Source organism: Streptomyces sp. NPDC057302, assembly GCF_042667685.1.
In the GTDB taxonomy this organism is placed as follows: domain Bacteria; phylum Actinomycetota; class Actinomycetes; order Streptomycetales; family Streptomycetaceae; genus Streptomyces.
On sequence record NZ_JBHUZJ010000059.1, the window covers coordinates 44,988 to 60,248 of the forward strand.

17 protein-coding genes and 1 riboswitch are annotated in these 15,261 nt (G+C 71.9%); of the genes, 10 read left to right on the forward strand and 7 right to left on the reverse strand.

Features of this window, described 5'->3' with window-relative positions:
• The first annotated feature begins 18 nt into the window (after positions 1-18).
• Entirely contained in the window at positions 19-774 is a 756-nt protein-coding gene (locus ACFUPX_RS31430) for a decaprenylphospho-beta-D-erythro-pentofuranosid-2-ulose 2-reductase (protein WP_383330260.1), read from the forward strand.
• 25 nt (positions 775-799) lie between these two features.
• Here the strand turns inward: ACFUPX_RS31430 and ACFUPX_RS31435 are convergent, their stop codons facing one another.
• Positions 800-1,387: a 2'-5' RNA ligase family protein gene (locus tag ACFUPX_RS31435; protein ID WP_383330263.1), complete on the reverse strand. Its 588-nt coding sequence runs from the start codon at positions 1,385-1,387 to the stop codon at positions 800-802.
• A gap of 85 nt (positions 1,388-1,472) precedes the next feature.
• Positions 1,473-2,486: a tryptophan--tRNA ligase gene (gene trpS, locus ACFUPX_RS31440; protein WP_383330266.1), complete on the reverse strand. Its 1,014-nt coding sequence runs from the start codon at positions 2,484-2,486 to the stop codon at positions 1,473-1,475.
• A 202-nt stretch (positions 2,487-2,688) separates the two neighbouring features.
• Between trpS and ACFUPX_RS31445 the strand changes: the two genes are divergently transcribed.
• The 3 genes from ACFUPX_RS31445 to ACFUPX_RS31455 all read left to right on the forward strand — a co-directional run bounded on the left by ACFUPX_RS31445 (position 2,689) and on the right by ACFUPX_RS31455 (position 4,963).
• Positions 2,689-3,270: an RNA polymerase sigma factor gene (locus ACFUPX_RS31445; RefSeq protein WP_383330311.1), complete on the forward strand. Its 582-nt coding sequence runs from the start codon at positions 2,689-2,691 to the stop codon at positions 3,268-3,270.
• Positions 3,263-4,093: a hypothetical protein gene (locus ACFUPX_RS31450; RefSeq protein WP_383330268.1), complete on the forward strand. Its 831-nt coding sequence runs from the start codon at positions 3,263-3,265 to the stop codon at positions 4,091-4,093. Before ACFUPX_RS31445 ends, ACFUPX_RS31450 begins: the two co-directional genes overlap by 8 nt.
• Before the next feature lie 75 nt (positions 4,094-4,168).
• Complete coding sequence (locus ACFUPX_RS31455) at positions 4,169-4,963, forward strand: hypothetical protein (RefSeq protein ID WP_383330271.1); 795 nt, start codon at positions 4,169-4,171, stop codon at positions 4,961-4,963.
• A 70-nt stretch (positions 4,964-5,033) separates the two neighbouring features.
• On the opposite strand, the gene glyA is transcribed toward ACFUPX_RS31455, so the two are convergent.
• Complete coding sequence (gene glyA / locus ACFUPX_RS31460; RefSeq protein ID WP_383330274.1) at positions 5,034-6,383, reverse strand: serine hydroxymethyltransferase; 1,350 nt, start codon at positions 6,381-6,383, stop codon at positions 5,034-5,036.
• A gap of 40 nt (positions 6,384-6,423) precedes the next feature.
• A riboswitch (ZMP/ZTP riboswitch) is annotated at positions 6,424-6,514 on the reverse strand.
• 111 nt (positions 6,515-6,625) lie between these two features.
• Between glyA and rocD the strand changes: the two genes are divergently transcribed.
• Both rocD and ACFUPX_RS31470 read left to right on the forward strand, forming a co-directional pair.
• Complete coding sequence (gene rocD, locus ACFUPX_RS31465; RefSeq protein ID WP_383330277.1) at positions 6,626-7,828, forward strand: ornithine--oxo-acid transaminase; 1,203 nt, start codon at positions 6,626-6,628, stop codon at positions 7,826-7,828.
• A 213-nt stretch (positions 7,829-8,041) separates the two neighbouring features.
• Positions 8,042-8,371, forward strand: coding sequence for a hypothetical protein (locus ACFUPX_RS31470; protein ID WP_383330279.1), 330 nt, complete (start codon positions 8,042-8,044; stop codon positions 8,369-8,371).
• Here the strand turns inward: ACFUPX_RS31470 and ACFUPX_RS31475 are convergent.
• The 3 genes from ACFUPX_RS31475 to ACFUPX_RS31485 form a co-directional block, all read right to left on the reverse strand.
• Positions 8,361-9,146 (reverse strand): SAM-dependent methyltransferase, encoded by a 786-nt coding sequence (locus ACFUPX_RS31475; RefSeq protein WP_383330282.1) that lies wholly within the window; start codon positions 9,144-9,146, stop codon positions 8,361-8,363. The genes ACFUPX_RS31470 and ACFUPX_RS31475 overlap by 11 nt on opposite strands.
• Positions 9,147-9,225: 79 nt before the next feature.
• A complete protein-coding gene (locus ACFUPX_RS31480; protein ID WP_383330285.1) occupies positions 9,226-10,419 on the reverse strand; it encodes a glutathionylspermidine synthase family protein in 1,194 nt (397 codons plus the stop codon).
• 52 nt (positions 10,420-10,471) lie between these two features.
• Positions 10,472-10,801, reverse strand: coding sequence for a hypothetical protein (locus ACFUPX_RS31485; protein WP_383330314.1), 330 nt, complete (start codon positions 10,799-10,801; stop codon positions 10,472-10,474).
• Positions 10,802-11,053: 252 nt separating this feature from the next.
• Here ACFUPX_RS31485 and ACFUPX_RS31490 point away from each other — a divergent pair, with 252 nt between their 5' ends.
• The gene (locus tag ACFUPX_RS31490; RefSeq protein ID WP_383330317.1) at positions 11,054-11,905 is read left to right on the forward strand and encodes a hypothetical protein; all 852 of its coding nucleotides are present in this window, start codon (positions 11,054-11,056) and stop codon (positions 11,903-11,905) included.
• 135 nt (positions 11,906-12,040) lie between these two features.
• Here the strand turns inward: ACFUPX_RS31490 and ACFUPX_RS31495 are convergent, their stop codons facing one another.
• Positions 12,041-13,453, reverse strand: a complete 1,413-nt coding sequence (locus ACFUPX_RS31495; RefSeq protein WP_383330288.1) for a PLP-dependent aminotransferase family protein — start codon at positions 13,451-13,453, stop codon at positions 12,041-12,043.
• Between the two features lie 47 nt (positions 13,454-13,500).
• Here ACFUPX_RS31495 and ACFUPX_RS31500 point away from each other — a divergent pair, with 47 nt between their 5' ends.
• The 3 genes from ACFUPX_RS31500 to ACFUPX_RS31510 are packed head-to-tail and all read left to right on the forward strand — an operon-like array spanning position 13,501 to position 15,199.
• Positions 13,501-14,028 (forward strand): carboxymuconolactone decarboxylase family protein, encoded by a 528-nt coding sequence (locus ACFUPX_RS31500; protein ID WP_383330290.1) that lies wholly within the window; start codon positions 13,501-13,503, stop codon positions 14,026-14,028.
• Positions 14,025-14,471: a carboxymuconolactone decarboxylase family protein gene (locus ACFUPX_RS31505; protein WP_383330292.1), complete on the forward strand. Its 447-nt coding sequence runs from the start codon at positions 14,025-14,027 to the stop codon at positions 14,469-14,471. The genes ACFUPX_RS31500 and ACFUPX_RS31505 overlap by 4 nt, the downstream gene beginning before the upstream one ends.
• On the forward strand, positions 14,468-15,199 hold the full coding sequence (locus ACFUPX_RS31510; RefSeq protein ID WP_383330295.1) for an isocitrate lyase/phosphoenolpyruvate mutase family protein: 732 nt from the start codon (positions 14,468-14,470) through the stop codon (positions 15,197-15,199). The genes ACFUPX_RS31505 and ACFUPX_RS31510 overlap by 4 nt, the downstream gene beginning before the upstream one ends.
• The last annotated feature ends 62 nt before the right edge of the window (positions 15,200-15,261 follow it).

Consider the following 15,261-nt stretch of genomic DNA (forward strand, 5'->3'; position numbering starts at 1 on the left):
CCTCCAGGAGTTGGTCCCATGAAGGACGCCTTCGGCACCCCCCAGTCCCTGCTCGTACTCGGCGGCACCTCCGAGATCGGCCTCGCCACGGCCCGCCGTCTGGTCGCGCGGCGCACCCGCACGGTGTGGCTGGCGGGGCGGCCGTCCCCGGGCCTGGAGAAGGCCGCCGCGAGCCTGCGCGACATGGGTGCGGAGGTCCGCACCGTCGCCTTCGACGCGCTCGACTCCGAGTCCCACGAGGCCACGCTCGGCAAGATCTTCGCCGAGGGCGACATCGACATGGTGCTGCTGGCCTTCGGCATCCTCGGCGACCAGGCACGCGACGAGGACGAGCCGCTCTCCGCGGTGCGGGTCGCGCAGACGAACTACACCGGCGCGGTCTCTGCGGGCCTGGTGTGCGCCCGGTCCCTCCAGGCCCAGGGGCACGGCGCCCTGGTGGTGCTCTCGTCGGTCGCGGGCGAGCGCGCCCGCCGCTCGAACTTCATCTACGGGTCGAGCAAGGCGGGGCTCGACGCCTTCGCCCAGGGCCTGGGCGACGCGCTGCACGGCACGGGGGTGCACGTGATGGTCGTCCGCCCCGGCTTCGTACGCTCCAAGATGACGGCGGGCCTGGAGGAGGCCCCGATGGCGACCACTCCGGAGGCGGTCGCGCTGGCCATCGAGACGGGCCTGCGGCGGCGCTCGGAGACGGTGTGGGTGCCCGGCACGCTACGGGTGGTCATGTCGGCGCTGCGTCACGTGCCGCGGACCGTCTTCAGGCGGCTCCCGGTGTGAGGCCCTTCGGGGGCGGCGCTCCGGGTCAGCGGGCGGGAAGCGTGCCGTGCGCGGCCGGGGCCGCCGCCTGGGGAGGCACTACGGGGCCGCCACCGCCGAAGGCGAACTCGCGCAGCTTGCGCCACACTCCGTCGGCGCCCTGTTCGTAGAGCGCGAAGCCGGTGCAGGGCCACTCGGCCTCGTACTCCGAAAGCTCCGCGTAGGCCCGGTCCATGGCCTCTTCGGAGATGCCGTGCGCCACCGTGACGTGCGGGTGGTAGGGGAACTGCAGCTCGCGCGGCATGGGCCCGGACGCGTCCCGCACCCGCTCCTGGAGCCAGCCGCAGGCCGCCCCGCCCGCCATCACCTGGACGAAGACGACGGGCGACAGCGGACGGAACGTCCCCGTTCCGTAGAGCCGCATCGGGAAGGGGCGCCCGGCGGCTGCGACGGCCCCCAGGTGCGCCTCGACCGCGGGCAGCGCCGTGGAGTCCACCTCGGTCGGCGGCAGCAGCGTGACGTGGGTGGGGATGCCGTGTGCCGCGGGGTCACCGAAGCCCACGCGCCGCTCCTGGAGCAGGCTGCCGTGAGGCTCCGGAACCGCGATCGACACACCGATCGTTACGGTCCCCACGTCGTACTCCTGTCGGTCGGGTGGTCGGTCGGGCGGCGGGCAGAGGGCGCTGCTGTACCTGGCTTGGTGCAGGGGGCTGTGTGGCTCAGTGCTTGGCGGGCAGCAGGCCCACCTTGTCGTACGCCTGGGCGAGGGTCTCCGCGGCGACGGCGCGCGCCTTCTCCGCACCCTTGGCCAGGATCGAGTCGAGCGTCTCCGGGTCGTCCAGGTAGGCCTGGGTGCGGTCCCGGAAGGGCGTCACGAAGTCGACCATGACGTCGGCGAGGTCAGTCTTCAGCGCACCGTAGCCCTTGCCGACGTACTTCTGCTCCAGTTCCGGGATACCGGTACCGGTGAGCGTCGAGTAGATGCTGAGGAGGTTGCTGACACCCGGCTTGTTCTGGGTGTCGTAGCGCACGACCGTGTCGGTGTCGGTGACCGCGCTCTTGACCTTCTTGGCGGTGGCCTTGGGCTCGTCGAGGAGGTTGATCAGGCCCTTCGGCGTGGACGCCGACTTGCTCATCTTGATCGACGGGTCCTGGAGGTCGAAGATCTTCGCCGTCTCCTTGAGGATGTACGCCGCCGGGACGGTGAACGTCTCGCCGAAGCGGCCGTTGAAGCGCTCCGCGAGGTCGCGGGTCAGCTCGATGTGCTGGCGCTGGTCCTCGCCGACCGGGACCTGGTTGGCCTGGTAGAGCAGGATGTCCGCGACCTGGAGGACCGGGTACGTGAAGAGGCCCACGGAGGCGCGGTCCGCACCCTGCTTGGCCGCCTTGTCCTTGAACTGCGTCATGCGCGAGGCCTCGCCGAAGCCCGTGAGGCAGTTCATGACCCAGCCGAGCTGGGCGTGCTCGGGCACGTGGCTCTGGACGAACAGCGTGCAGCGCTCGGGGTCGAGTCCGGCGGCGAGGAGCTGGGCGGCGGCGAGGCGGGTGTTGGCGCGCAGCTCGGCCGGGTCCTGCGGGATCGTGATCGCGTGCAGGTCCACCACCATGTAGAAGGCGTCGTGGGACTCCTGCAGCGCCACCCACTGGCGGACCGCGCCGAGGTAGTTGCCGAGGTGGAACGAGCCCGCGGTGGGCTGGATTCCGGAGAGCACGCGAGGACGATCAGTGGCCATAGGGCTCATTCTCTCAGGTGTCTCTCATTGCTCGGAAACAGTCGTGTGACGGGTGTGCCGCGATCTTGTGATGCGCCGCCTCGTCCCGTCGCACCGATCGGTCGGCACGAATGCGGAACCGATCTCGTCCGGCCGGTGTATCAAGAGTGTGAGGGCACAGGGGGAGGTCCTGGAGGGGGTCCGCGTCGTCGACGAGGGTGCGGTGATCGCGCGTGTGCGCGCCGGGGAGACGGAGGCGTACGCGGAACTGGTGCGCGCTTTCACCGGGCTCGCGCTCAGGGCGGCCGTGGCACTCGGGGCGGGAGCGGACGCGGAAGACGTGGTGCAGCAGGCGTTCTTCAAGGCCTACTGCTCCTTGGGGCGGTTCAGGGACGGCTCGGCGTTCAAGCCGTGGCTCCTTTCGATCGTCGCCAATGAGACGAGGAACACAGTGCGTTCGGCGGTGCGGCAGCGGTCGCTGGCCGGCCGCGAGGCCGCGCTGGCGGAGGCGGAGCCGCTGATACCGGAATCGGCGGACCCCGCCGTGGCGGCGCTGGAGGACGAGCGCCGGACGGCCCTGCTCGTCGCGCTCGACCGGCTGAGCGAGGAGCACCGCCTGGTCGTCACGTACCGCTATCTCCTGGAGATGGACGAGACGGAGACGGCCCAGGCGCTTGGCTGGCCACGGGGCACGGTGAAGTCCCGGCTGAACCGCGCGCTGCGGAAGCTGGGGCGGCTGCTGCCGCAGGCACCGGAGCATCGGGAAGGGCCGGAGGGACCGGAAGGGGGTGACGGGCATGAGTGAGCAGGACGAAGGCCGGGGCGAGAGCGGCGCCCGTCGGCTTCCCGAGGAGCTGCGGGCGCTGGGCCGGTCCCTCGACCGGCCGGGGACCTCCGGTGCGTCGATGGCCGAGCGGGTCATCGCGCAGCTCATCGCCGAGTCGGTGCCGGTCCCGGTGGCCGAGCCGCCGGGTCGCCGCTCCCGGCTGCGGTCATGGCTGCGGGCGCGGTGGCGGGTCCTGACGGCGGCGCTGTGCGGGCTCCTGACGGCGGCGGTGCTCACGCCGCCGGTGCGGGCCGCGGTCTTCGAGTGGTTCGACTTCGGCGGGGTCGAGGTGCGGTACGACCCGTCGGCGACCCCGCCGGCCACGGCCGGTGTGCCGGGGTGCGGCGGCGGGGTCGGTCTCTCCGAGGCGGGGCGGCGGGCCGGGTTCGTGCCCGCGGTGCCTGCCGCACTGGGGGCGCCGGACGCCGTGGCGGTGGAGCGGGAGCCGGGCGGGCGCGTCCTGGTCACCCTGTGCTGGCGCGAGAAGGGCCGGACGATACGGCTCGACGAGTTCGGGGCACTCCTCGACCTCGGCTTCAGCAAGACGGTGACGGAGCGTCCCGACTGGGTTCAGGTCGACGGGGAGACGGGGCTGTGGTTCCCGCGTCCGCACCGGCTCACGTTCTGGATGGTGGAGGGCGACGGCGACCGCTGGACGCGTTCGGAGCGGACGGCGGGCCCGACGCTCCTGTGGACGCACGGGCCGGAGCTCACGCTGCGGCTGGAAGGCGTGGCGTCGAAGGAGCGGGCGCTGGAGATCGGGAAATCCGTTCCGGCCCGTCCCGGCGAATCGGGAACCTGAACGGCTCGGGCGGTGTACCAGAAGTGACGCGGTGCGGACGGGCCGTGCCGGAGAGCGGCTGGGGGGGGATCGGACATGCGGGTGCGGATGGGGACGCGGACGGCAAGGGGACTGCGCGGGTCGGCGGCGGGGCTCGCCGCCGCGCTGGCGCTGGTGGTGATCGGTGCGCCTGAGGCGGTGGCGGGCGGGCCTACGAGCGTCCTCGTGGTCTCGCCCGAGAGCGGGCAGAGCACGGCGCTCTATGTGAGCGACAAGGAGTACGGCGAATTGGAGCGCTGTCTCGGCGCCATCGGCGACCTAGGTTCCGGCGGCGAGGGCAGGCGAGAGCAGCCGCCGGGCCTGAGCATGGGCGACGGCAGCCGTCAGATCAACGTGACGTGGATGGTCCACGACGTGGAGCCGTGGCGGGTGGACCGGGCCTATCCGGTGGCGTCCGGTTCCAAGAGCGGCAAGGACGGCAAGGACGCCAAGGCCGTGTGGATCCATACGACGACGGACGTCGAGTCCATGACCGGCACCTGGCACAAGGCGAAGGATCCGGCGCGGCTGACGGCACTGTTCAAGAAGCTGGGGGTCATGGGCGCGCCCGCTGACGGGGGCAATCAGGCGATACCACCGGGGGCGGATTCGGCCCCGCCGCCGACGTCCGCCTCGAAAGCGGGGCCCGAGGGGGCGGCCGGCGCACGGGCCGACGGCACTCCGGGGGACGGCGGCACCGACTGGTGGTGGGCGATGGCGGGCGCCGGGGCGGGGGCTGCGGGAGCGCTGCTGCTGCGAGGGCCGTTCACCCGGCGCCGGGCCTTGCTTTCCTCGCTGCGCGGGCGGCGGCCTCATGAGGACGGGCCACGGCAGGAGTTGAGGGACGTGTGAGGGCCCCGGCCGCCTCCGGCTGCCCCGGCCGGTGAGTTGGCCGACCGGGGCAGCCGTCAGGGCCGGTGGGTCAGTGGGCCGGCAGGCCCGGGGCCGGATGGACGGCCATCAGGTCGGCGACCTCGGACCGGATCTTCGTCAGGGCGTCCTCGTCGCCGGCACGGGCCGCGGTGACGCCTCGGTCGATCCAGTCGGCGACGGTCGGCATGTGCTGCGTCCCAAGGCCTCGGGAGGTGAGCGAGGGGGTGCCGATGCGGACACCCGAGGGGTCGAACGGCTTCCTCGGGTCGTACGGCACGGTGTTGTGGTTGACGACGATCCCGGCCCGGTCGAGGGCCTTGGCGGCGATCTTGCCCGGGACGTCCTTGGGGGTGAGGTCCATCAGGATCAGGTGGTTGTCGGTGCCGCCGGAGACCAGGTCGAAGCCGCGGGCGAGCAGCGCTTCGGCGAGGGCTTGGGCGTTGGCGACGACCGCGTGGGCGTAGTCGCGGAAGGAGGGCTGCGAAGCCTCGTGGAGGGCGGCGGCGATGGCTGCGGTGGTCTGGTTGTGCGGGCCGCCCTGGAGGCCGGGGAAGACCGCCTTGTCGATGGCCTTGGCGTGCTCCTCGCGGGACATCAGCATCGCGCCGCGCGGGCCGCGCAGGGTCTTGTGGGTGGTCGTGGAGATCACGTCGGCGTGCGGCACAGGTGAGGGGTGGGCGCCGCCCGCGATCAGGCCGGCGATGTGCGCGATGTCGGCGACGAGGACGGCCCCCGCCTCGTGGGCGATCTCGGCGAAGGCGGCGAAGTCGATGGTGCGAGGGAGGGCGGTGCCACCGCAGAAGATCAGCTTGGGGCGTTCCTTGAGGGCGAGGTCGCGTACCTCGTCGAAGTCGATGCGGCCCGTGTCGTGGCGGACGCCGTACTGGACGCCGCGGAACCACTTGCCCGTGGCGGAGACACCCCAGCGGTGGGTGAGGTGGCCGCCCATCGGGAGGGCCATGCCCATCACGGTGTCACCGGGCTCGGCGAAGGCGAGGTAGACGGCGAGGTTGGCCGGGGAGCCGGAGTAGGGCTGGACGTTGGCGTGCTCGACGCCGAAGACGGACTTGGCGCGGGCGACGGCGAGGCGCTCGACGGGGTCGATGTTCTGCTGGCCCTCGTAGTAGCGGCGGCCCGGGTAGCCCTCGCTGTACTTGTTCTGCAGGACCGTGCCGGAGGCTTCGAGGACTGCCGTGGAGACGTAGTTCTCGCTGGGGATCAGGCGCAGGGTGTCGGCCTGGAGCTGCTCCTCGGCGCTGACCAGCGCGGACAGCTCGGGGTCCTGTGCGGCGAGCGCGGGATGGCTGAGGGCGTTCGGGAAGTCCCTGGAGCCCGGGGCATCCGCGGAAGCAGCAGAAGCAGCGGAAGCGTCGGAATTCAAGGAAGGGGGGTGGGTCATGGCGTCCTCCGGGGCGAGCGGTGAGTGTCCGGTCGTGGTCCCGGGGTGCCCAGGCGGTCGGCACCTCGAAGGTTCTGCCTCGCACGGCTTCCTCGGGGTCCGTTCCCCGTGCGCCAGTCGCCGTGCTGTAGGGCCCAGACTATCGGGCACGCCGGGACGGCAGGTTTCCTCGTCCAGGATCCGAGCGACGATAGAACTTGGGCGCCACACCCGCCCCATGCCGCAGGACGAACGGAGACCCCGTGTCGACTACCGAAGAGTTCATCACCTCGGCCGAAGCACACAGCGCGCACAACTACCACCCGCTGCCCATCGTGGTGGCGTCGGCGGAGGGTGCGTGGATGACGGACATCGAGGGGCGCCGCTACCTCGACATGCTCGCCGGGTACTCGGCGCTGAATTTCGGGCACGGCAACCGCCGTCTGATCGACGCGGCCAAGGCCCAGCTGGAGCGGGTGACGCTCACCTCGCGGGCCTTCCACCACGACCGGTTCGCCGACTTCTGTACGCGGCTCGCGGAGCTGTGCGGCAAGGAGATGGTGCTGCCGATGAACACCGGCGCGGAGGCGGTGGAGACGGCCGTGAAGACCGCGAGGAAGTGGGGGTACCAGGTCAAGGGCGTGCCCGACGGGCGAGCCAAGATCGTCGTCGCGCGCGACAACTTCCACGGGCGGACCACGACCATCGTCAGCTTCTCGACGGACCCCGAGGCGCGGGCGGACTACGGGCCGTACACCCCGGGTTTCGAGATCGTGCCGTACGGCGATCTGACGGCGCTGCGGGCCGCGGTCACGGAGAACACCGTGGCCGTGCTCCTCGAACCGATCCAGGGCGAGGCCGGGGTGCTGGTGCCTCCGGCGGGATATCTGGCGGGCGTGCGGGAGTTGACCCGGGAGCGGAACGTCCTCTTCATGGCGGACGAGATCCAGTCGGGGCTCGGCAGGACGGGCAGGACCTTCGCGTGCGAGCACGAGGACGTGGTGCCGGACGTGTACATCCTGGGCAAGGCGCTCGGCGGGGGCGTCGTGCCGGTGTCCGCGGTGGTGGCGGACGCGGATGTCCTCGGCGTCTTCAAGCCCGGTGAGCACGGGTCGACGTTCGGCGGCAATCCGCTGGCTTGCGCGGTGGCGCTTGAGGTCGTCGCGATGCTGAGCTCGGGAGAGTTCCAGCAGCGGGCCACCGAGCTGGGCGAGCATCTGCACGCCGAGCTGGGGCTGCTCGCCGGCACGGGCGTGGTGACGCAGGTGCGGGGCCGGGGGCTGTGGGCGGGCGTCGACATCGATCCGTCGCACGGCACGGGCCGCGAGATCTCCGAGAAGCTGATGGCCCGGGGCGTGCTGGTCAAGGACACCCACGGGTCGACGATCCGGATCGCGCCGCCACTGGTGATCAGCAAGGAGGACCTGGACTGGGGGCTTGATCAACTCCGGGCGGTGCTGGCCTAGTTCACGGCAGGCGGTACTCGGGCAGCGGGACTGGGCTGGTGCGGCGCGGCGCGGCGCGGCGCGGTCCGGTCCGGTGCGGTCCGGTCCGGTGCGGTCCGGTCCGGTGCGGTCCGGTCCGGTGCGGTCCGGTGCGGTCCGGTGCGGTCCGGTCCGGTCCGGTGCGGTGCGGTGCGGTCCGGTGCGGCGCGGTCCGGCGCGGCGCGATGCGGTCCGGTGCGGCGCGATGCGGTGCGGCGCGATGCGGTCCGGTGCGGCGTGGTCCGGCGCGGCGCGCCCACCGCGCCCGCACCGGGTCCGAACAACCTCTTCCGCGCCGCGACCCACGAGGCGACCCTGCGCGGCATGCTCGTCAGCAGCCACTTCGATCTGTTCCCCGAGTGGATCGGCAAGGCCTCGGGGCTGCTCGCCGACGGCACCCTGCGCACCGAGCAGACCGTCGTCGAGGGCATCGAGCAGGCGCCCGACGCCTTCCTCGGTGTGCTGCGCGGCGCCAACACCGGCAAGATGCTCGTCCGCCTGGCAGGGCCGGGCCTCAGCGCTTGAGGCCCACTCCCCCGAACATGGCCACGTCCTCGACGCCCGGCGCCGCCTCCGTGCGCCAGCGGTTGCACGACACCACGCCGGGGTCGAGGAGCTCCAGACCTGCGAAGAACTTGGTCACTTCCTCGGGCGTGCGCTGGGTGAGCTTGGGGGTGCCGTTCTCGTTCCAGAACGCCACCGCCTCGTCCACGTCGGGCATCTCCGGACTCCTGATCGTGTGCGAGAGGACCAGGTGGCTGCCGGCCGGGAGCGCGTCGAGCAGGCGGCGCACGATGCCGTACGCCTCGGAGTCGTCGTCGATGAAGATGACGACCCCGAGCAGCACCAGCCCGACCGGCTTGTCGAAGTCCAGTGTCTTGGCGGCGTGTTCGAGGATCGCGTCCACGTTGCGCAGATCCTCGTCGAGGTAGTCGGTCCTGCCCTCGGGGGCGCTGGTGAGCAGGGCGCGCGCGTGGGTGAGGACCAGCGGGTCGTTGTCCACGTAGACGACACGGGACTCGGGGGCGATCCGCTGGGCGACCTCGTGGGTGTTGTCGGCGGTCGGGAGGCCGGTGCCGATGTCGAGGAACTGCCGGATGCCGCACTCGGACACAAGGTGGCTCACGGCACGCCCGAGGAACTCCCGGTCGGCCAGTGCGTACGCGCCGATGCCGGGGTGCAGCGAGCGGATCTGGTCCCCGGCGGCCTGGTCGACGGGGTAGTTGTCCTTGCCGCCGAGCCAGTAGTTCCAGATCCGGGCCGTGTGAGGCTGCGTGGTGTTGATCCTGCTGTCGGCCATGTCCGCTCCGCCTCCGAGTACGTCGTCCCGATCAACCGGCAGCGTACTAGCGGCATTTCCCCACAGCCCCACCCGTACCTCAGAGAATCACGTGCGGCAGGAACCTCGCGTACTCGTCCGTGATCAGACCCGCCGACTCCCGGATGCCGAGCCCCGCCGCCTCACCCTCGACGACCCACGCGCCGAGCACCACACGGTTGCCGTCGAAGTCGGGCAGCGGAGCCAACTCCTGGTAGCAGTAACCCTCTTCAGCGCGTACGTCGGTTTCGGCCTCGCCCGGCGGATGGACCGTGACTCCGGCGCCCTCGCGGCCGAGGAGCGGCTTGGCGACGTAGCCGCGCCCGGTGGCGAGCTCCCGGGGGCCGTCCAGGTAGGCGGGGAGGAGGTTCGGATGGCCGGGGTACAGCTCCCAAAGCACCGCGAGGAGCGCTTTGTTGGAGAGGAGCATCTTCCAGGCGGGCTCGATCCACAGGGTGGAACCGGTGCCGCCGCCGTTGTCCAGGGTTTCCAGGACGTGCGGGGCGAAGCGGTCGGTGGTCAGCCACTCCCACGGGTAAAGCTTGAAGCAGCTGCGGATGAAGCCGAGCTTCTTGTCGACGAAGCGGCGCGAGAGGCGGTCCCAGCCGATGTCCTCCATCGAGATCGCCTCGGTGTCGAGCCCGGCCTGCTGAGCGGTCTCGCGCAGATACGCGACCGTCATCAGGTCCTCGCCGAGCTCGTCGCCCGCCGAGTGCGCGAAGTACAGCGGGCCGCCGGGCGGAAGCAGCGGGGCCTGCTTCTTCCAGGCGTCGACGAGGCGTTCGTGGAGGGAGTTCCACTGGTCGGCGCCGGGGAAGCACTCCTCCATCCAGAACCACTGGGGGCTCGCGGCCTCGACCAGGGACGTGGGGGTGTCGGCGTTGTACTCCAGCATCTTGGCGGGGCCGCTCGTGCCGTCGTAGCGCAGGTCGAACCGGCCGTAGAGGGAGGGCAGTTCGGCTCGGCGGCGCCAGGCCTCGGTGACCGCGTCGGCCACTCGGGGGTCCGTGATGCCGAGGTCCGCGAGGCGGTCGTGCGTGACGATGTGCTCGGCCGCCGCGAGGCACATCGCGTGCAGCTCCTCGACGACTTCTTCGAGGGCTTCCACCTCGGGCAGCGAGAAGACGTAGCAGGCGGACTCGTCCCAGTAGGGGCGCAGCGAGTCGTCGGGGTAGCGGGTGAGGGGGTAGATGAGCCCCTGGTCCTCGACGGTCTGCTGCCAGCCGGGGCGGGGGGTGAGGGTGCGGCGTTCCATGACCTCGGGTCTTCTCGTCAGGCCTTGTCGGGGCTAGGGGCGCACGGCCGGGTCAGCCGCCGCCGCTGCCCGAGCAGCCGAAGCCGTCGCGGTCCACTGCCTCGCTGCGGCTGAAGGTGCCGTCGTCGGCGTGGCGGCCGTCGATGTCGGCGTCGTAGTACCAGTCGGCCTCCATGCGGCCGGACTTGCCGGTGCCGTAGGAACTGCCGCCGGATGAGCGGCCCTTGCCGTACGAGGACGAGGAACCCGAGGACGAGCCGCTCTTGCAGTTCTTGTCGGCGACGATTTTGTAGCCGCTGAGGTAGTCGTAGCTGTCGCGGTCCACGCACCGCCTGTCCGGTTCCGAGCCGCAGGAGGTCAGGGCCGCCGCGAGGACGCCCATTCCGCCGAGTACGACCGTGCTGGAACGCAGCCTTCGCCGCTGCGGTCCCTGGTCCTTCGCCTTCTGTGCCGACTCCTGGGCCGTCTTCTGAACCGTCTTCTGGGCCTGCTCCGCCGCCATCTGCCGTACCGCTCCCCGTTGTCGTACATGCGTCAATACGTGACCGGCGCTCAGCGTAGGTAAGGGCCCGTCCGCCATGCCAACCGGCTCAGCCGAATCCCTCTCCTCTAAAGTCACTTCGTGTCTCTTGGGATGATTTGCGCACTCGGTTCAGCGGTCTGCTTCGGCACGGCCTCCGTCTTCCAGGCCGTCGCCGCGCGCGCCACGGCGCCGGGGACCGGGTCCGGGGTCGATCCCGCGCTGCTGCTGCGCGCGGTGAAGCAGTGGCGGTACGTGGTGGGGCTCGGGCTCGACGGGCTCGGGTTCCTGCTGCAGATCGTGGCGCTGCGTTCCATCCCGATCTACGCCGTCGGGGCGGCGCTCGCCGCGAGCCTCGCCGTCACGGCGGTGGTGGCCTCGCGGATGCTGCGGGTGCGGTTGAGCGGGGTGGAGTGGGGGGCCGTGGGGGTGGTGTGCGCGGGGCTCGCAATGCTGGGGCTCGCGTCGGGGGACGAGGGCGAGGGCGTCGGGTCGACGACTCTGCGGTACGTGATGCTGGGCGTGGCGGTGGGGGTGCTCGCGCTGGGGGCCGTGGCGGGGCGGTTGCCCGGACGGGGGCGGGCGCTGGCCCTGGGGCTGGGGGCGGGGTGCGGGTTCGGGGTGGTGGAGGTGGCCGTGCGGCTGATCGACGATGTCTCGCCAGGGGCGCTTGTGGCCAATCCGGCGGCTTATGCGCTGTTGGTGGGCGGGGGTGCGGCGTTCTTGTTGCTCACGTCCGCCTTGCAGCGGGGGTCGGTGACGACCGCTACCGCGGGGATGGTGATCGGGGAGACGATCGGGCCCGCGGTGGTGGGGGTGGTGTGGCTGGGGGATCGGACTCGGGGCGGGATGGAGTGGTTGGCCGTGCTTGGGTTCGTGGTTGCTGTGGTGGGGGCGTTGGCGTTGGCGCGGTTCGGCGAGGCGCCGGCTCCTGCGGAGGGCGCGCCGGTGGAGGGGGCTCGGTAGGGCTGTCCCTGCGGGGCTCTCCCCGATCCGGCCCCCCCTTCCCGAAACCGAGGGGCTCCGCCCCCTGGACCTCCTTACAGGCTGGCCCCCCCTACAAGATGTCCTCGAACGCTGGACGGGCTGACACTCTCAGCCCTACGGCAGCACCCTGCACAGCGCATCCAGCGCCCCCGCCCACGCATGCTCCGCCGGCGTCCCGTACCCCACCACCAGCGCGTCCCGCTCCGGTACCCGTGCCGCGGGGTGCCGGAAGCTTGCCAGGCCCTGGACCGCCAGGCGTTGCCAGCTCGCCGCCTGGACCACCGAGCGTTCCGTGCCCGGCGGCAGTTCGAGGACCGCGTGCAGGCCCGCGGCGATCCCCGTGGCCCGTACCTCAGGCGCCCTCTCCGCGAGGGCGGCGACCAGTTGGTCCCGGCGGCGCCGGTAGCGGAGGCGGGCGCCCCGCACATGGCGGTCGTACGCACCCGACGTGATGAACTCCGCGAGCGTCAGCTGATCCAGCGCTCCGCAGGCCCACTCCGCTCCCCCCTTCGCCTCGATGACCTCGGCGGCGATCGGCTCCGGAAGGACCATCCAGCCGAGCCGGAGGCCGGGGGCCAGGGACTTGCTGGCCGTGCCGAGGTAGACCACGCGGTCCGGATCGAGGCCCTGGAGCGCGCCCACCGGCTGCCGGTCGTAGCGGAACTCCCCGTCGTAGTCGTCCTCCAGGATCAGCCCGCCCTCGCGCCGCGCCCAGTCGACGGCCGCCGCACGCCGGTCGGGGTGCAGCGGATCCCCCAGCGGGAACTGGTGCGCGGGCGTCAGCAGCACCCCCCTAGCCGCACCCGAGCGCGGCGCCAGACCGGCCGTGGACGTGCCCAGCTCGTCGAACGGCAGCGGGCGCGTCCGCAGCCCCGCCCGCTTCAGGAGATTCCAGTGCACGTCCAGGCCGTACGGCTCCACCGTCATCTCCCGCAGGCCGCGCGCCCGCAGCACACCGCCCAGCAGCATCAGGCCCTGCGCGAAACCGGCGCAGACGACGATGCGGTCCGGGTCCGCGTGCACGCCCCGCGCGCGGGCGAGGTAGTCGGCGAGGGCGGTGCGCAGCTCGATGCGGCCGCGTGGGTCGCCGTAGCCGAGCGCGTCGTTCGGGGCGGTGGCCATCGACCGGCGCGCGGCCTTGAGCCAGGCGGCGCGCGGGAAGGAGGAGAGGTCGGGGGTGCCCGGCATCAGGTCGTACGTCGGACCGCCCGCGGCCCTGCGGCGCGGCGCAGGTCCGGCGGGGCGCGACACCGTGCGTTCGGCCACCCGGGTGCCCGAGCCCTGGCGTGCGGTGAGCCAGCCCTCGGCGACGAGGTCCGCGTACGCGTCGGCGACGGTGTTGCGGGCGATGCCCAGGTCGACGGCGAGGGAGCGGGACGAGGGCAGGCGGGTGCCGGGGGCGAGCCTGCCGCCGCGCACCGCTGCGCGCAGGGCGTCCGTGAGGCCCTTGCGCACGCCTGAGTGCGTCGCCTCGTCGCCCGTCTCCAGGTGGAGGTCCACGCCCAAAGTGGCCCAGGAATCTTCCATGGGAATGGACCATACCTGTGGGCTACTCCGGTCGTACGGTCGATGGCATGACGACGAATGAAACCCCCCAGGCGCAGTCCGCACAGACTCGGGCCAAGGAATACGTCCACGAGCACACGCCCCGCCTCGACTGGCACCAGCACGCCCCCGAGGTCTTCAAGGCGATGATCCGGCTCGACGCCGCCGCCCGTAAGGGCGTCGACCCGGTGATCCTGGAGCTCGTCAAGATCCGCGCGTCGCAGCTCAACCACTGCGCGCTCTGCGTCGACATGCACAGCAAGGACGCCCTCGCCGCGGGCGAGAGCGTCGAGCGGATCATCCAGCTCAGCGCGTGGGAGGAGTCGCAGCACTTCTACACGGCGAAGGAGGTCGCGGCGATCGAGCTGGCCGAGGCGATCACCGTCCTGACGGACGGCTTCGTGCCGGACGCGGTGTACGAGAAGGCCGCGGCCCTCTTCGACGAGCAGGAGCTGACCCAGCTCATCGCCGCGATCACGGTGATCAACGCGTGGAACCGCTTCGGCGTCTCGACCCGCCAGGTGCCGGGCCACTACAAGGCGGGGGAACACAAGTGAGTGCCCGTACGACCCAGCTGGACAAGGGTGTGGGGACCGCGCTGGCAGGCATGAGCGCCGCCGCGAAGAGGGGGCTCGGCGATCCCGTGCTCGCCGAGCTCGTGATGATCCGGGCCTCGCAGATCAACGCCTGCGCCTTCTGCCTCGACATGCATGTGGACATCGCCGTACGGAACGGCGAGACGACGAAGCGGATCGCGCTCCTCAATGCGTGGGCGGAGGCGGGCGAGCTCTTCAGCGAGCGCGAGCGGGCCGCTCTCGCGCTGACGGAGGCGGTGACCGTCCTGACGGACGGGTTCGTCCCGGACGAGGCGTACGAGACGGCGGCCAAGCACTTCGGCGAGGCCGAACTCGCCCATCTCATCGGGGTGATCACCGTCATCAACAGCTGGAACCGGCTGATGGTCAGCCGTCGTATCGAACCGGGTGGGTACACGCCATGAGCCTCGTGGACGACTTCCGCGCCCTGCACCACGGGCGCGCGCCCGGTGACCCGCTCGTCCTGCCGGGGCCCTGGGACGCGGTCAGCGCCCGGGTCTTCGAGGAGGCCGGTTTCCCGGCCCTCGCCACGCCGAGCGCGGGGGTCGCGGCGTCGCTGGGGTACGCGGACGGTGACGTGCCCGCGGACGAGATGTTCGCGGCGGTGGCCCGGATCGTGCGGTCGGTCTCGGGGTCGGTGGCGGTGAGCGCGGACATCGAGGGCGGCTACGGGCTTGCGCCCGAGGAGCTGGTGGAGCGGCTCCTGGAGACGGGCGCGGTCGGCTGCAACCTGGAGGACTCGGACCCCTCGGGTCAGGACGGCCTGAAGGATCCGCGCGAGCAGGCGGACTGGCTGGCGGAGGTGCGGGCCGCCGCGGGCGACAGGCTGTTCGTCAACGCGCGCGTGGACACGTTCATCCGGGGTGTCGCCGATCCCGCGCGGGCCGTGGAGCGGGCCCGGCTGTATGTGGCGGCGGGCGCCGACTGCGTCTACCCGATCTTCGCGCCGCCCGAGGCGCTGCCCCAGCTGCGGGCGGGCATCGAAGGCCCCGTCAACGTGGGCGCGAAGCCGGACGGCGCCCCGTCCCCGCGGGAGCTGGGCGAACTGGGCGCCACCCGGATCACGTTCGGTCCGGGCCTGCTGACGCGCGCGACGGAGGCCCTGCGGGAGATCGCCGGGCAGCTGAAGTAGGCGCCGTACGGACCCGCCTGGACGGCATGCACGCGACGGTGCCGGGTGCCCTCATGTGAGGG

Excerpts from the sequence above, each read along its gene's own strand:
- ACFUPX_RS31430 (WP_383330260.1), top strand. The coding sequence starts at position 19 with ATGAAGGACGCCTTCGGCACCCCCCAGTCCCTGCTCGTACTCGGCGGC.
- trpS (WP_383330266.1), bottom strand. The coding sequence starts at position 2,486 with ATGGCCACTGATCGTCCTCGCGTGCTCTCCGGAATCCAGCCCACCGCG.
- ACFUPX_RS31450 (WP_383330268.1), top strand. The coding sequence starts at position 3,263 with ATGAGTGAGCAGGACGAAGGCCGGGGCGAGAGCGGCGCCCGTCGGCTT.
- ACFUPX_RS31455 (WP_383330271.1), top strand. The coding sequence starts at position 4,169 with ATGCGGGTGCGGATGGGGACGCGGACGGCAAGGGGACTGCGCGGGTCG.
- glyA (WP_383330274.1), bottom strand. The coding sequence starts at position 6,383 with ATGACCCACCCCCCTTCCTTGAATTCCGACGCTTCCGCTGCTTCTGCT.
- ACFUPX_RS31475 (WP_383330282.1), bottom strand. The coding sequence starts at position 9,146 with ATGGCCGACAGCAGGATCAACACCACGCAGCCTCACACGGCCCGGATC.
- ACFUPX_RS31480 (WP_383330285.1), bottom strand. The coding sequence starts at position 10,419 with ATGGAACGCCGCACCCTCACCCCCCGCCCCGGCTGGCAGCAGACCGTC.
- ACFUPX_RS31485 (WP_383330314.1), bottom strand. The coding sequence starts at position 10,801 with ATGGGCGTCCTCGCGGCGGCCCTGACCTCCTGCGGCTCGGAACCGGAC.
- ACFUPX_RS31490 (WP_383330317.1), top strand. The coding sequence starts at position 11,054 with ATGATTTGCGCACTCGGTTCAGCGGTCTGCTTCGGCACGGCCTCCGTC.
- ACFUPX_RS31495 (WP_383330288.1), bottom strand. The coding sequence starts at position 13,453 with ATGGAAGATTCCTGGGCCACTTTGGGCGTGGACCTCCACCTGGAGACG.
- ACFUPX_RS31500 (WP_383330290.1), top strand. The coding sequence starts at position 13,501 with ATGACGACGAATGAAACCCCCCAGGCGCAGTCCGCACAGACTCGGGCC.
- ACFUPX_RS31510 (WP_383330295.1), top strand. The coding sequence starts at position 14,468 with ATGAGCCTCGTGGACGACTTCCGCGCCCTGCACCACGGGCGCGCGCCC.